The organism is Curtobacterium sp. AC272 (genome assembly GCF_979258155.1).
Genome location: NZ_OZ409838.1, coordinates 99,905 through 112,134, shown reverse-complemented (window position 1 = coordinate 112,134; position 12,230 = coordinate 99,905). Strand labels below are relative to the sequence as shown.

Sequence of the window (12,230 nt, the reverse complement as noted above, 5' to 3'; positions counted from 1 at the left end):
TCAGACCGCGCGGACGACGCCGCGCGACAGGATCGCGTTCGTCAGGGCATCGATCGGCTCGCGTTGCACCGTCGGGTTCGCGATGAGGACGTAGTCGACCGCCGGCAGGTCCGGCAGCCCGAGCCGCTGCGACACCTTCACCAGGTCCGCCGGGATGAGCGAGTGCGGGAACACCGCCACGCCGATCCCCGCCCGCACCGCCGCCAGCACGCCGTTCACGTCGCGGGTGTTGCAGGTGATCCGCCAGGTGCGGCCCGCGGCCTCGAGGGCGTCGATCGCCATCTGCCGGCTGATGCTCGGCGCCTGGTACGCGATGAGCGGCACGGGCTCGTCGCGTTCGACCGCGATGCCGTCCTGCGCCATCCACACCATCTGGTCGGTCGCGACCCGGGTGCCCTCGGCGGACTCCCCCGCGGTCTGCTTGATGAACACGAGATCGAGCTGCCCGGCGTGCACCCGGCGGAGGAGCGGCGACGACTGGTTCACCGTCAGCTCGAGGTTCACCTGTGGGTGCAGCCGCCGGAAGTCGCGGAGGATGCGCGGCAACTGCGTGATCGCGAGGTCGTCGGCCGCGCCGAACCGGAGGCGCCCACGGGTCGCCGAACCCGAGAAGTAGGCGTCCGCGGTGGCGTGCGCCGCGAGGATCGTCCGGGCGAAGCCGGCCATCGCGTCGCCGTTGTCCGTGAGGGTGACGCCACGGGTGTCGCGGGCGACGAGGGTGCGGGACACCGCGGTCTCGAGCCGCCGGACGTGCTGGGAGACGGTGGGCTGGCTGATGCCGAGGCGGGCTCCGGCCTGCGTGAAGCTCTGCGTCTCGGCGACGGCCAGGAAGGTCTGCAGCAGGACCGGATCGAGCACGGTGCACCTCGTTCGTTCGCGCGACTGTCGCGCGGTCGTCCGCGCGGTCATTCGACATCGCAATGGATTGATAGCCACCATAGGGGTGTCGAATGGCCCGCGGCCACGTAGTTTCGATGGGGTACCAGATCCGCAACGACGTCCGGAGAACCCCTCACCGTGAGTGCGTCATCGACGACCCTCCCCCGCCCACCGAACCACTCCCGATCCAGGCCACCCGCCCACCCTGGCGGCACACCCTCATCGCCCTGTCCGTGCCGAACTTCCGGCTGTTCACGGCCACCAACCTCGTCGCGATGACCGCCGGGTGGATGCAGCGCATCGCCCAGGACTGGCTCGTCCTGCAGCTGACCGGCTCGGTCGCGCAGGTCGGCATCACCGTCGCCTGCCAGTTCGCGCCGATGCTGCTGTTCGGGCTCCTCGGCGGCGTGCTCGTCGACCGGTTCTCGAAGCGTGCGCTGATGATGATCACGCAGGGCGCCTTCGCGGTGCTGTCCGCGCTGCTCGCCGTGCTGACGCTCGCCGGGGTGGTCGAGGCCTGGCACATCTGGGTGATCGCGTTCCTGGTCGGCATGGTGACCGTGATCGACAACCCGGCCCGCCAGGTGTTCGTCACCGAGATCGTCGGGCACCAGCACCTCCGCAACGCGATCAGCGTGAACTCGTCGGTGTTCCAGCTGGGCGGCATGATCGGGCCCGCGCTCTCCGGCGCGCTGCTCGTCGCGGTCGGGGCCGGGTGGTCGTTCGGCGTGAACGCGATCGCCTGCGTCGCCGTCGTCGTGACGCTCGGTTTCCTGAAGGTCTCGGAGCTGCACCGGACGCCCCCGGCACCCCGCGGCAAGGGGCAGCTGATCGAGGGGCTCCGCTACGCCGTGAACAAGCCCACGATCATCGTGCCGGTGATCCTCGTCGCGTTCTTCTCGGTGTTCGCGCTGACGATGCCCGTGCTGCTGTCGGCCTTCGCGTCACAGGTGTACGACGTCGGCGCCGCCGGGTACGGCGTGTTCAACTCGGCCGTGGCGATCGGCGCCCTGGTCGGCGCGCTGCTGTCGACCCGCCGGGCCGTCGTCCGGCTCCGCACCATCGTCGGCGGGGTGTTCTGGACGGGCGTGCTGCTCGTCGTCTCGGGGTCGATCCCGGCGATCGCCCCGTTCACCGTCGCGCTCGTGGCGGTGGGGATGTCGCAGCTGCTGTTCCAGACCGCGTCGAACTCGCTCGTGCAGCTGTCGTCGAACGTGGCGATCCGCGGCCGGGTGATGTCGCTCTACGTCCTGGTGCTGCTCGGTGGGCAGGCGATCGGCGGGCCGCTGATGGGACAGATCGTCGACCACTACGGCGCGCACGTCGGGATGATGGTCGCCGGTGGGGTGCCCGCGGCGGCCGCGGCCGTGATCGCGCTCGTCCTCGCCCGCCGAGGTGGCCTGCACCTCGCCGTGCGCATGCGCCACCACGTGCCGCTGCCGGCGATCGTCGCCCACTGAGCGGGGCGGTGGGCGCACCGGCGCGCCGACCGGGAGGCGCGTGGCGGCGTCACCACGGGCCTCCCGTCCGGTGCGCGCCAAGGCGTTGCGCCCCGTTGCGGGCGTCGCGCCCCGACACACAGAGGCGCAATGCCCGCAACAGGGCGCGGACGCGGTCCGGGGCGGACGGGAGGCACGGGGCGGCCCCGCCACGCGCCTCCCGTCCGGTGAGCGATTGCCTCAGTACGCCACGCCGAAACGCGCCTGGTGGTGCGCCGGGTTCGCGATCTCGTCGACGAAGGCCAGGCCGAAGTCGTCGCCGGAGATGTCCGAGTTGCCCTCGGCGTCGGTCAGCAGGACCTCGTCGGTCGTGCGGTAGGTGCCACGACGCTCGCCCGGGTTGTAGCTGCCGTAACCGGCGGCCGGGCTGACGTAGAACCAGTCGACGTCGGTGTCCGAGGCACGGAGCGCGTCGAGGATCTGCGCGTGGCTCTTCGCCTCGCCCTTGAACGCGTCCGGGAACTCGGCCGAGTCGAACAGGCGCGGTCCACCGTCGGCGACGAGCAGCGAACCGGCGCCGCCGACGATGCCGAGACGCGCACCGGCGCTGGCCGCGGCGTCGACGAAGTGCTGGAACTCGTCCTTGAGCTCACTGCCGTCGGCCTGGACCGCGTGCAGTGCGACGACGATGACGTCCGCGTCCTTCGTGACCTCGGCCACGAAGTCGGCGTCGAAGGCATCGCCCTGCGCCAGGGTCAAGCCCTCGGCGGCGTCGAGCTTGCTCGTGTCGCGCGCGACGGCGGTGACGGCGATGCCCCGGGAGAGGGCTTCGCGGGTGATGGCGGAGCCGGCGTAGCCGGTGCCTCCGAAGACGACGATGCTGGTCATGCTGTTCCTTTCGTGGGGCTGGTGCTGCTCACCGTACAAGAGTTACTCTCTTTGAGTAAGTAGGCACCTCACGGTGCGTAACGGAGCTCGTTCGTCACGGAGGCCAGGCCAGATGTCAGCACTCGAGTACAGCCCCTACGCGGCGGACTGCCCCAGCCGACAGCTGCTCGACCGCATCGGCGACCGCTGGAGTGTGCTGACGATCGGTACCCTCGCCGACGGGCCGCAACGGTACTCGGCGATCGCGAACCGGGTGCAGGGCGTGTCGCAGAAGATGCTCACGCAGACCCTCCGGGCGCTCGAGCGGGACGGGCTCGTCACCCGCACGGTGTTCCCCGAGATCCCGCCGCACGTCGAGTACGAACTGACCGATCGCGGCCGGTCGCTCCGTCGGGTGCTCGAGCCGCTCGAGGCGTGGGCGACGTCGCACATGGACGACGTCGCGGTGTCGCGCGAGGAGTACGACGCGCGCTGACCCGGCGCGGTGCGGGGCGGGGGGGGGGCGCGGGGCGCTTCGTGAGCAGAAATGGTCGGGTCGGCAGCGCACACCCGACCATTTGTGCTCACGAAGTGCCGCCACGCGCACACTCGGAATCCTCGACGGCGGCGAGTGGTTGCCTGGGGACATGCGATCGATCGTCTACACGAAGCCCGGTGACAGCAGCGTCCTCGAACTCGTCGAGCGGGACGTCCCCGAACCCGGCGCCGGCGAGGTCCGCGTCCGCGTCGTCGTCTCCGGCGTCAACCCCACGGACTGGAAGGCCCGGGCGGGCGGCACCTACGGCGACGGCCTGCCCTTCCCCGAGGTCACCCCGAACCAGGACGGCGCCGGTGTGGTCGACGCGGTCGGCCCGGGTGTCGAGGACCTCGCCGTCGGCGACCGCGTGTGGCTCTTCATGGCCGCCGCCTCGCGCCCGACCGGCACCGCACAGGAGTACAACGTCGTGCCGGAGACCCGAGCGGTCCGCCTACCCGACGAGACGAGCTTCGACATCGGCGCCTCGCTCGGTGTCCCGGCGATGACCGCGCACCGCGCCCTCACGACGCACGAGGACGGCCCCGCGCGCCTCGGCCCCGGTGCGCTCGACGGCGTCACGGTGCTCGTCGCCGGTGGCGCCGGAGCGGTGGGGCACGCTGCGATCCAGCTCGCCCGTTGGGCCGGCGCCACGGTGATCACGACGATCAGCTCGGACGACAAGGCCGCTCTCGCCACCGCGGCGGGTGCCCACCACGTCGTGAACTACCGGCAGGACGACGCCTCGGCTCGCATCCGCGAGATCGCGCCGGACGGCGTCGACATCGTCGTCGAGGTGTCGATCCCCCAGAACGCCGAGCTGGTCGCCGACGTCCTGGCGAACCACGGCGTCGTGTCGATCTACGCGAACAACGGTGGCGACGAGGCCACGTTGCCGATCCGCCCGAACATGAGCGTGAATGCGCGCTACCAGTTCCTGCTGCTCTACACGATCGGCGACGAGGCCCTGGCCGCCGCTGCCGAGGACGTCACCGAGGCGCTGCACGACGGCGTGCTGGCGGTCGGCGCGGAAGCGGGTCTGCCGCTCACCCGCTTCGACCTCGCCCACACCGCTGCCGCCCACGACGCCGTCGAGCACGACACCGTCGGCAAGGTGCTGATCGACGTGCCAGAGGCGCAGTAGCCTCGACGCCCAGACGACGAACGGCTCCCACGACGTGGGAGCCGTTCGTCGTGGACGATGCGGGAAGGGTCAGCGACCCAGGCGCGCGGCGATGGCTGCGGCGACCCGGGACCGGGCTGCTTCGCGCTCGCGCTCGATGTTGGCGGCGATGACGTCGAGGTCTTCGTAGTCGGCGTCGGTGGTGGTGTCGTTCCAGTTGGGCGATGAGATCCGGGCACGCCCGAACGACGGCGGAGCAGGGTTCACGGTCGTCATGAGGGCATCGTACGTCGAGCGTCCGACAGAGCGTGTGAGCATCACGGGCCTTTCCTTGGATTGCGGTCGCGCTCGGGGAACGAGTAGGTCAACGAGAACGCCACGGCCATGAACGACGCCATCATCGCGATGTTCTTGGCGTCGAGTTCGGTGAAGGCGTCGGGGACCGGGGAGTCGACGGTGAGCATGCCGAACGAGTACTGGTCGGACCGGATCACCACCGAGACGTACGACGAGTAGCGCGGTTCGAAACCCGGCACGTCCTGGTCCACGTCGACGTCAGCCGAGCGGTCGCCGACGATCCGGGGTGATCCCCCGACCAGCACCCACTCGAGGTTGCGGTCGCCGTAGGGCGTGCCCGCGCGGAAGACCCCGGCGGTGTCGCCGGCACCCCCGTGACCGATCGGCTCGAGCGCACGCAGATCGGTGGACAGCTGGTACACGTTGGCGCGGACGTCGGGCACCTTCGGCAGCAGGTAGAACGCCAGGGCCACGGCGACCCGGTCCGCGACGACGGAGAGTTCACCGTGACGCTCGGAACGGGGCAGTTCGGTGAACCGGACGAGCCGGGTGGCGATCTGGCCGAACGCGTACCGGACCGCCGTCGACTGTTCGAGTTCGGCCCCGGTCGCGTTCTCCTCGGCCACCGCCCGCGCAGCGTCGCTGCGTCGGATCCGGACCACCTGCACCGCCACGGCACCGGCCAGCACGACGAGCCCGAACACGACGAGCGACAGTCGGACCGCCGGGGTGACGAACAGGTTCGGCAGCTGGAACGCCGCAGTGGGCGCGGCCGCCACCACGATCGGCCACCCGACCGTGCCGACCCGTCCTGAACGCTGTTGCCCCATGACCACGACGCTAGGTCACGCCACCGACGCACACGGAGTTGTCCACAGGTCGGTTCTCCACAGGATGTGTCGGCCTCCACCAGCCCGTCGCACGCAGCTGGTAAGCAAGACCCATGACCGATGCCAGCACGCCCGTTCCCGGATCCAGAGCCCTCGTCCTGGGCGGCGGAGGTGTCGCCGGCATCGCCTGGGAGGTCGGTGTCCTCACCGCCCTGCAGGACGCCGGCGTCGACCTCGACGCCGCAGACCTGGTCGTCGGCACGAGCGCCGGCAGCGTCGTCGGCGCCTTCGTCCGGAACGGCGCGGTGCAGCAGGCGTACGACCAGCAGCACACCCCCGCACCGACGACCTACGTCGAGCCGCCGGCCATCGACACCGACGCCGTCCAGCAGCGCATCGGTGCCGCGCTCGAGGGGGCGACCGGCGAGCAGGACGCCCGCGCCCGCCTCGGCCTCGCCGCCCAGCAGGTCACCGACGGACAGTCCGACGACGACCGCGTGGCGACCTTCACCGAAACCCTGCCGTCCACCGACTGGCCGGCGAAGCCGCTCGCCATCACCGCGGTCGACGCTACCGACGGCACGTTCCGACTGCTGACCGCGGCCGACGGTGTCCCGCTCCCCGCGCGGTCGCCGCGAGCTGCTCCGTGCCCTTCGTGTGGTCGCCCGTCGGCATCGAGGGCCGACCGTACGTCGACGGCGGGGTCCGCTCCGGCACGAACGCCGATGCCGCGGCCGGGCACGAGCGTGTCCTCGTCATCGCCTGCGGTCCCGAGGGTCCGTCCCCGGTCGGCCCGTGGCTCGACGTCGCGGTCGAGTCGCTCCGCGCCGGCGGCAGCTCGGTCGAGGTCGTCGTGGCGGACAGCGCCGCGCAGGAAGCCTTCGGCACGAACTCGCTCTCGCTGGCCACCCAGGCACCCTCGGCCGAAGCCGGCCGCGCCCAGGGCACGGCGGTCGCCGAGCAGATCGCCGCGTTCTGGGCCGACGACCTGGTGAGCGTGGTCGCATGACGACGCCGTTCTCCGACCTCGACCAGTACATCGCGCTCCCCCGGGTCGACGGGATCGCGATCAGCCCCGACGGTGCGCGCGTCGCCCTGACGGTCAGTGCGCTCGACCCCGACAGCACCGGGTACCGCCGCTCGATCTGGCAGGTGCCCGCGACCCCGACCGTCGACGCGGACGGACCCACCGCCAGCCCGGTCCGCCTCACCCGTTCCGCCAAGGGCGAGGGCGGCATCGCCTTCACCCGCACCGGCGACCTGCTCTTCGTCTCCGCCCGACCCGACGCCGACGCCACCGACGTCGAGGCCGCGCAGCTCTGGGCCCTGCCTGCGGCCGGGGTGAGGCCCGCCCCTCACGCGGCTCACCGGCGGGGTCGGCGGCGTGCTCGCGACCGCTGCGGCCGCCGACACCGTCGCGCTCACCGCCGACCTGCTGCCCAGCGCCGGTTCCGACCCGACCAGCGTGCTCGACGCCGACACCGAGCTCCGCAAGGCCCGCACGGACAAGAAGGTCCGCGCGATCCTGCACGAGACGTACCCGGTCCGGTACTGGGACCACGACCTCGGCCCCGACCAGACGCACGTCCTCACGCTCGACCTGGCCGAAGCCCTGACCGAAGACCACGCCGGGCACTCGGCTGGGCTCCCCATCTCACGGACCGCACGCCGGCTCCCGGCCGGTCGCTGGACCACGTCGCCGGGGCACTCACGCCCGACGGTTCCGTCCTGTTGGCAGCCGTGGGGGTCCGGGAGGCCCGTGGGGACCGCTCGACGCTCGTCACGATCGACTGCACGAGCGGCCACCGCACGGTGCTGTTCGACGACGCCGACGTCGACCACGAGATGCCCACCCTGAGCCACGACGGCCGCACGATCGCCTGGGTCCGGACGGTGCGCTCCACCCCCGCCGGTGCGCACCAGCAAGAGGTCTGGACCGCCGGCATCGACGGGTCGGACCCGCGCCGCATCGCCACCGAGTGGGACCGCTGGCCGAGCGAGCTCGTGTTCGAGCACGGCGACCGGGCACTGCTCGCCGTGGCCGACCAGGACGGCCGGGCACCCGTGTTCCGCATCCCGCTCGACGGCGCAGCCGTCGAACAGCTGACCCACGACGACTGGGCGTACTCGAACCTGCGCGTGGCGGAGGCGAGCGGCGCGGTCGTGGCGCTCCGGGCCTCCTGGGCGGCGCCGCTGCACCCCGTGCGGATCGCGACGGACGGGGTGGTGACCCCGCTCGCGACGCCCGCGCCCCTGCCCGAGGTCCCCGCGCACCTGGAAGAGGTCGAGACGACCGCGGCCGACGGCGCGCGCGTGCGCGGCTGGCTGGTCGTGCCGGAGGGTGACGGGCCGCACCCGCTGCTGCTCTGGATCCACGGCGGGCCGCTCAACTCGTGGAACCAGTGGTCGTGGCGGTGGAACCCGATGCTCCTGGCGGCGCGCGGGTACGCGGTGCTGCTGCCAGACCCGGCGCTGTCGACCGGCTACGGACTCGACTTCGTGAACCGTGGGTGGAACGCGTGGGGTCAGGCGCCGTACACCGACCTGCTGGCGATCACGGACGTGGTCGAGGCCCGAGCGGACATCGACGAGACCCGCACGGCGGCGATGGGCGGCTCGTTCGGCGGGTACATGGCGAACTGGGTCGCCGGGCACACCGACCGGTTCCGCGCGATCGTCACGCACGCGAGCCTGTGGGCGCTCGACCAGTTCAACGGCACGACGGACGCGTCGCAGTACTGGTCGTCGATCTTCGACGCCGCCGGCATCGAGGCCAACGACCCGCACCGGTTCGTGGCCGACATCACGTCACCGATGCTCGTGGTCCACGGCGACAAGGACTACCGGGTGCCGATCGGCGAGGGGCTGCGACTGTGGTCCGAGCTCGCCGAGCACCACGCGGCCGACGACGGCACGATGCCGCACCGGTTCCTGTACTTCCCGGACGAGAACCACTGGGTGCTCTCGCCGCAGCACGCCGTGGTCTGGTACGAGACGGTGTTCGCGTTCCTCGGGCAGCACGTGCTCGACCAGGAATGGAAGCGGCCGGAGCTGCTCGGGTAGCGCGGACGTGGCGGTCGACCCGAACGACACGATCGACGTCGCACGACATCGAGAACGTCGTTCCGGGTCGGATCCACCCGACCGACCCGACCGGCCCGGCCCGCCCCGCTACACGAACGCGGCCTGCCCGGTGATCGCACGACCGACGATCAGCGTGTTCACCTCGCGCGTGCCCTCGTACGAGTAGATCGCCTCGGCGTCCGCGAAGAACCGGGCGACACCCTTGTCGAGCACGATGCCGTTGCCGCCCTGCACCTCGCGGCACCAGCCGACGGTCTCGCGCATCTTCGCGGTCGCGAACGCCTTGGCCAGGGCGGAGTGCTCATCGCCCCCGACACCGGCGTCCTGCATGGCCGAGGCCTGCGTGCAGAGCGCGATCGAGGCCGTGATGTTCGACAGCGACTTCACGAGCAGGTCCTGCACGAGCTGGTGCGACGCGATCGGCTTGCCGAACTGGATCCGCTCGCGGGCGTACGCGAGGGCTGCTTCGTAGGCGCCGACCGCGATGCCGACGGCCTGCCAGGCCACCTCGGTGCGGGTCAGGCGGAGCACCTCGGCCGTCGACCGGAACGAGTCGGCGCGCTGGAGCCGACGCGATTCCGGCACCCGTACCCCCTGCATGACGATGTCGGCGTTCTGCACCCCGCGCAGCGCGATCTTGTCCTCGATCTTGGTGGCGGTGAAGCCGGGGGTGTCCGTGGTGACCAGGAAGCCCTTCACCTGCTCGTCGGCGATGTCCTTCGCCCAGATGACGACGACGTCGGCGAAGGTGGCGTTGCCGATCCAGCGCTTCTCACCGTCGAGCACCCACGTGTCGCCGTCGCGGCGGGCGGTGGTGCGCAGGCCACGGGCGGAGTCGCTGCCGGACAGCGGTTCGGTCAGGCCGAACGCCCCGATGAGCTCGCCGGCCGCCATGCGCGGCAGCCACTCGCGCTGCTGTTCCTCACTGCCGGCGACGGCGATCGAGTTCATCGCCAGACCCGACTGCACACCGATGAACGTCGCGACGCTGGCGTCGACACGTCCGAGCTCGAGCGCCGCCCACCCGCGGTACACGGCCGAGTTCTCGAACTGGCGCACGAGCGGGATCCCCGGCCCGTACATCCCGAGCTCGGCGAGCGGGGCGATCACCTGCATCGGGAACTCGGCACGTGCCCAGTACCCGTCGGCGATGGGCGCGACCTCGCGCTCGAGGTACTCGCGCAGTCGCCCGATCGACGCGCGCTCCGGCTCGGTCAGCTGCTGTTGGAAGCCGTAGAAGTCCGATTCGAGGAGGCCCGTCGTGGGCGTCAGCGTTGACATAGCACCTACGATGCATCATTCTCGAAAACGTTGCAAGGGAGGGTCGCGTGTACACATCGGATTCTGCGCTGCGCGCCTTCCGGGAGGCTCGCCACACCTTCATCGACGGCGCACGGATCGACATGGGCGCGTTGGCTGCCGCACTCGGCGTGGACCGCACGTCACTGTTCCGGTGGGTGGGCAACCGTGACCGGTTGCTGTCCGAGATCCTGTGGTCCCTCGCAGTCCCGACGCTCGACCGGGCGTCCCGCGCTGCCGACACGATCGGGTCCTCCGGAGCGGCGCGCATCGTCGACGTGCTCGACCGGTTCACCGCCGACCTCATCGACGCCACCTACTTCCGCGCGTTCCTGACCCGCGAACCCGCGCGGGCGATGCGCCTGCTGACCACCTCGGACAGCGACGTCCAGAGCCGGTTCGTCGAGCGGGTCACCGCGCTCGTGGTCGAGGAGCAGTCGTCCGGCGAGTTCGATCCGGCCCCGCTGTCCGCCGAGGAGCTCGCCCGGCTGCTCGTCCGGATCTCAGAGTCGTTCACCTACGCTGAGTTCATCTCCGGTGAGGCCCCCGACCCCGACCGGGCACGCGCCGCGTTCGAGTACGTGCTGCGCCCCGCCGCCGATCACGCCACACCCGCACCTCCGATCGGAGACCGATGACCATCGACGAGTACCCGTTCCGCCGCCTCTACCCCACGCGCTGGAACGACAACGACATGTTCGGGCACGTCAACAACACGATCTACTACTCGGCGATGGACAACGCGTCGACGTACTGGTTCCGCGAGGAAGCGGGCCTGGACCCGTTCACGTCGGAGTGGATCGCAGTGCTGGTGTCGTCGAGCTGCCGCTTCGTCGAGTCCGCCGTGTGGCCGGACGTCATCGAGGTCGGGATGCGGTCCAAGCGCCTCGGCAACACGAGCCTGTCGTGGGAGTTCGGCCTGTTCCGGCAGTCCGACGGCGCACTGCTCGCCACCGGCGAGTTCGCGCACGTCATCATCGACCGCGAGGGCGCCCGCCGACCGATCCCCCTGCCGGAGCCGCTGCGCGCGCTCGTGAACGGCACGATGGTCGCCCAGGAGCCCGCCGTCGCCGACTGATCCCGCGCGCCGTCGCCCGTCGTCGTCCCGCAACCGAGAACAGGTCAGGGGCGGTAGTCGTCGCGACGGGGCTGGTTCAGCCGCGCAGCGAGATCGTCGCCCGCGGGCTTCGCGCCGTTCACGGTCCCGAGCACCTTCGCCACGGTCGACAACACGAAGCCGATCCCCCGGCCGATGGCTTGCACGAAGCGCATGACGTCCCCTCTCGTCACCCCATGCTAGCCCGCGGCCCGAGGACTGCTCAGGACTTCAGGGCAGCGAGCTCGAGGTTGATGTCGTCCGGGTCCTGCACGGACAGGATCACCATGCCGGCGTCGCCGAGGTCGGTGACCTCGCCGTGCTCGACCCCTGCGGCGTCGAGGCGTGCAGCCGCCTGGTGCAGCTCGTCGACCGACCCCACGACGAAGCTCACGTGGTCGAGGCCGACGGTGTCCGGGTCGAACGTCTGCCCCGCCGGAGCGACCGGGCGGAGACCGAAGACCTGGTCGCCGAGCCGGAACACGGAGCCGCCGTAGAAGCGCTCACGGTCCTCGCGCACGCCGGGCTCGTCGACCTGGTCGCTGAAGTCGATCGCCGGGTCAGTGCCGAGCAACTGCTGGTAGAACGCCTTGCTGCGGTGGATGTCGGTCACGGTGACGCGGACGTGGGCGAGGGCGGTCGGGCGTGCGAACGGTTCGGTCATGGTGGAGCTCCTCCGGGTTCGACCCGACGCAGGGCCGTCGGGTGCGCGCCGTGGTTGCGACGCGCACCCGAGGCAACCCCTGCCGCCTCGGTGCAGCCCGACAGCGTGCGGCGACCG

15 protein-coding genes and 1 pseudogene are annotated in these 12,230 nt (G+C 71.2%); 9 read left to right on the top strand and 7 right to left on the bottom strand.

Annotation, left to right across the window (positions count from 1 at the left end; genetic code table 11):
- Window positions 1–858, bottom strand: a complete 858-nt coding sequence (locus tag ACZZ0J_RS00580) for a LysR substrate-binding domain-containing protein (RefSeq protein WP_123292823.1) — start codon at window positions 856–858, stop codon at window positions 1–3.
- A gap of 116 nt (window positions 859–974) precedes the next feature.
- On the opposite strand from ACZZ0J_RS00580, the gene ACZZ0J_RS00575 reads away from it, so the two are divergent.
- Window positions 975–2,339, top strand: a complete 1,365-nt coding sequence (locus tag ACZZ0J_RS00575; RefSeq protein WP_463434102.1) for an MFS transporter — start codon at window positions 975–977, stop codon at window positions 2,337–2,339.
- A 219-nt stretch (window positions 2,340–2,558) separates the two neighbouring features.
- Here the strand turns inward: ACZZ0J_RS00575 and ACZZ0J_RS00570 are convergent, their stop codons facing one another.
- Complete coding sequence (locus tag ACZZ0J_RS00570; RefSeq protein WP_123292431.1) at window positions 2,559–3,206, bottom strand: NAD(P)-dependent oxidoreductase; 648 nt, start codon at window positions 3,204–3,206, stop codon at window positions 2,559–2,561.
- Between the two features lie 112 nt (window positions 3,207–3,318).
- Here ACZZ0J_RS00570 and ACZZ0J_RS00565 point away from each other — a divergent pair, with 112 nt between their 5' ends.
- Together ACZZ0J_RS00565 and ACZZ0J_RS00560 are read left to right on the top strand one after the other, a co-directional pair.
- Window positions 3,319–3,681 (top strand): winged helix-turn-helix transcriptional regulator, encoded by a 363-nt coding sequence (locus ACZZ0J_RS00565; protein WP_222660651.1) that lies wholly within the window; start codon window positions 3,319–3,321, stop codon window positions 3,679–3,681.
- Window positions 3,682–3,832: 151 nt separating this feature from the next.
- On the top strand, window positions 3,833–4,864 hold the full coding sequence (locus tag ACZZ0J_RS00560; RefSeq protein ID WP_463434098.1) for an NADPH:quinone reductase: 1,032 nt from the start codon (window positions 3,833–3,835) through the stop codon (window positions 4,862–4,864).
- A 69-nt stretch (window positions 4,865–4,933) separates the two neighbouring features.
- On the opposite strand, the gene ACZZ0J_RS00555 is transcribed toward ACZZ0J_RS00560, so the two are convergent.
- A complete protein-coding gene (locus ACZZ0J_RS00555) occupies window positions 4,934–5,119 on the bottom strand; it encodes a hypothetical protein (RefSeq protein ID WP_148053868.1) in 186 nt (61 codons plus the stop codon).
- Between the two features lie 41 nt (window positions 5,120–5,160).
- On the bottom strand, window positions 5,161–5,970 hold the full coding sequence (locus ACZZ0J_RS00550) for a GAF domain-containing protein (protein WP_123700735.1): 810 nt from the start codon (window positions 5,968–5,970) through the stop codon (window positions 5,161–5,163).
- Between the two features lie 113 nt (window positions 5,971–6,083).
- Here ACZZ0J_RS00550 and ACZZ0J_RS00545 point away from each other — a divergent pair.
- From ACZZ0J_RS00545 to ACZZ0J_RS00530, 4 genes and pseudogenes are all read left to right on the top strand, one after another.
- A pseudogene (locus ACZZ0J_RS00545) lies at window positions 6,084–6,218 on the top strand (patatin-like phospholipase family protein); the annotation flags it as partial.
- Window positions 6,158–6,979 (top strand): patatin-like phospholipase family protein, encoded by an 822-nt coding sequence (locus tag ACZZ0J_RS00540; protein WP_463438112.1) that lies wholly within the window; start codon window positions 6,158–6,160, stop codon window positions 6,977–6,979. The pseudogene ACZZ0J_RS00545 and the gene ACZZ0J_RS00540, both read left to right, overlap by 61 nt.
- A gap of 375 nt (window positions 6,980–7,354) precedes the next feature.
- A complete protein-coding gene (locus tag ACZZ0J_RS00535; protein ID WP_463434094.1) occupies window positions 7,355–7,828 on the top strand; it encodes a hypothetical protein in 474 nt (157 codons plus the stop codon).
- Complete coding sequence (locus ACZZ0J_RS00530; protein ID WP_463434092.1) at window positions 7,783–9,033, top strand: S9 family peptidase; 1,251 nt, start codon at window positions 7,783–7,785, stop codon at window positions 9,031–9,033. Before ACZZ0J_RS00535 ends, ACZZ0J_RS00530 begins: the two co-directional genes overlap by 46 nt.
- Before the next feature lie 108 nt (window positions 9,034–9,141).
- Here ACZZ0J_RS00530 and ACZZ0J_RS00525 read toward each other — a convergent pair whose 3' ends face one another.
- Complete coding sequence (locus ACZZ0J_RS00525) at window positions 9,142–10,335, bottom strand: acyl-CoA dehydrogenase family protein (RefSeq protein WP_463434090.1); 1,194 nt, start codon at window positions 10,333–10,335, stop codon at window positions 9,142–9,144.
- Between the two features lie 47 nt (window positions 10,336–10,382).
- Here ACZZ0J_RS00525 and ACZZ0J_RS00520 point away from each other — a divergent pair, with 47 nt between their 5' ends.
- Complete coding sequence (locus tag ACZZ0J_RS00520) at window positions 10,383–10,991, top strand: QsdR family transcriptional regulator (RefSeq protein WP_463434088.1); 609 nt, start codon at window positions 10,383–10,385, stop codon at window positions 10,989–10,991.
- Window positions 10,988–11,431: an acyl-CoA thioesterase gene (locus ACZZ0J_RS00515; RefSeq protein ID WP_463434086.1), complete on the top strand. Its 444-nt coding sequence runs from the start codon at window positions 10,988–10,990 to the stop codon at window positions 11,429–11,431. The genes ACZZ0J_RS00520 and ACZZ0J_RS00515 overlap by 4 nt, the downstream gene beginning before the upstream one ends.
- A gap of 44 nt (window positions 11,432–11,475) precedes the next feature.
- On the opposite strand, the gene ACZZ0J_RS00510 is transcribed toward ACZZ0J_RS00515, so the two are convergent.
- Both ACZZ0J_RS00510 and ACZZ0J_RS00505 read right to left on the bottom strand, forming a co-directional pair.
- On the bottom strand, window positions 11,476–11,625 hold the full coding sequence (locus tag ACZZ0J_RS00510; RefSeq protein ID WP_463434084.1) for a hypothetical protein: 150 nt from the start codon (window positions 11,623–11,625) through the stop codon (window positions 11,476–11,478).
- Window positions 11,626–11,672: 47 nt separating this feature from the next.
- Window positions 11,673–12,113 (bottom strand): VOC family protein, encoded by a 441-nt coding sequence (locus ACZZ0J_RS00505; protein WP_123292422.1) that lies wholly within the window; start codon window positions 12,111–12,113, stop codon window positions 11,673–11,675.
- Window positions 12,114–12,230 lie beyond the last annotated feature (117 nt).

Excerpts from the sequence above, each read along its gene's own strand:
- ACZZ0J_RS00575 (WP_463434102.1), top strand. The coding sequence starts at position 975 with ATGGGGTACCAGATCCGCAACGACGTCCGGAGAACCCCTCACCGTGAG.
- ACZZ0J_RS00570 (WP_123292431.1), bottom strand. The coding sequence starts at position 3,206 with ATGACCAGCATCGTCGTCTTCGGAGGCACCGGCTACGCCGGCTCCGCC.
- ACZZ0J_RS00565 (WP_222660651.1), top strand. The coding sequence starts at position 3,319 with ATGTCAGCACTCGAGTACAGCCCCTACGCGGCGGACTGCCCCAGCCGA.
- ACZZ0J_RS00560 (WP_463434098.1), top strand. The coding sequence starts at position 3,833 with ATGCGATCGATCGTCTACACGAAGCCCGGTGACAGCAGCGTCCTCGAA.
- ACZZ0J_RS00555 (WP_148053868.1), bottom strand. The coding sequence starts at position 5,119 with ATGACGACCGTGAACCCTGCTCCGCCGTCGTTCGGGCGTGCCCGGATC.
- ACZZ0J_RS00550 (WP_123700735.1), bottom strand. The coding sequence starts at position 5,970 with ATGGGGCAACAGCGTTCAGGACGGGTCGGCACGGTCGGGTGGCCGATC.
- ACZZ0J_RS00525 (WP_463434090.1), bottom strand. The coding sequence starts at position 10,335 with ATGTCAACGCTGACGCCCACGACGGGCCTCCTCGAATCGGACTTCTAC.
- ACZZ0J_RS00515 (WP_463434086.1), top strand. The coding sequence starts at position 10,988 with ATGACCATCGACGAGTACCCGTTCCGCCGCCTCTACCCCACGCGCTGG.
- ACZZ0J_RS00510 (WP_463434084.1), bottom strand. The coding sequence starts at position 11,625 with ATGCGCTTCGTGCAAGCCATCGGCCGGGGGATCGGCTTCGTGTTGTCG.
- ACZZ0J_RS00505 (WP_123292422.1), bottom strand. The coding sequence starts at position 12,113 with ATGACCGAACCGTTCGCACGCCCGACCGCCCTCGCCCACGTCCGCGTC.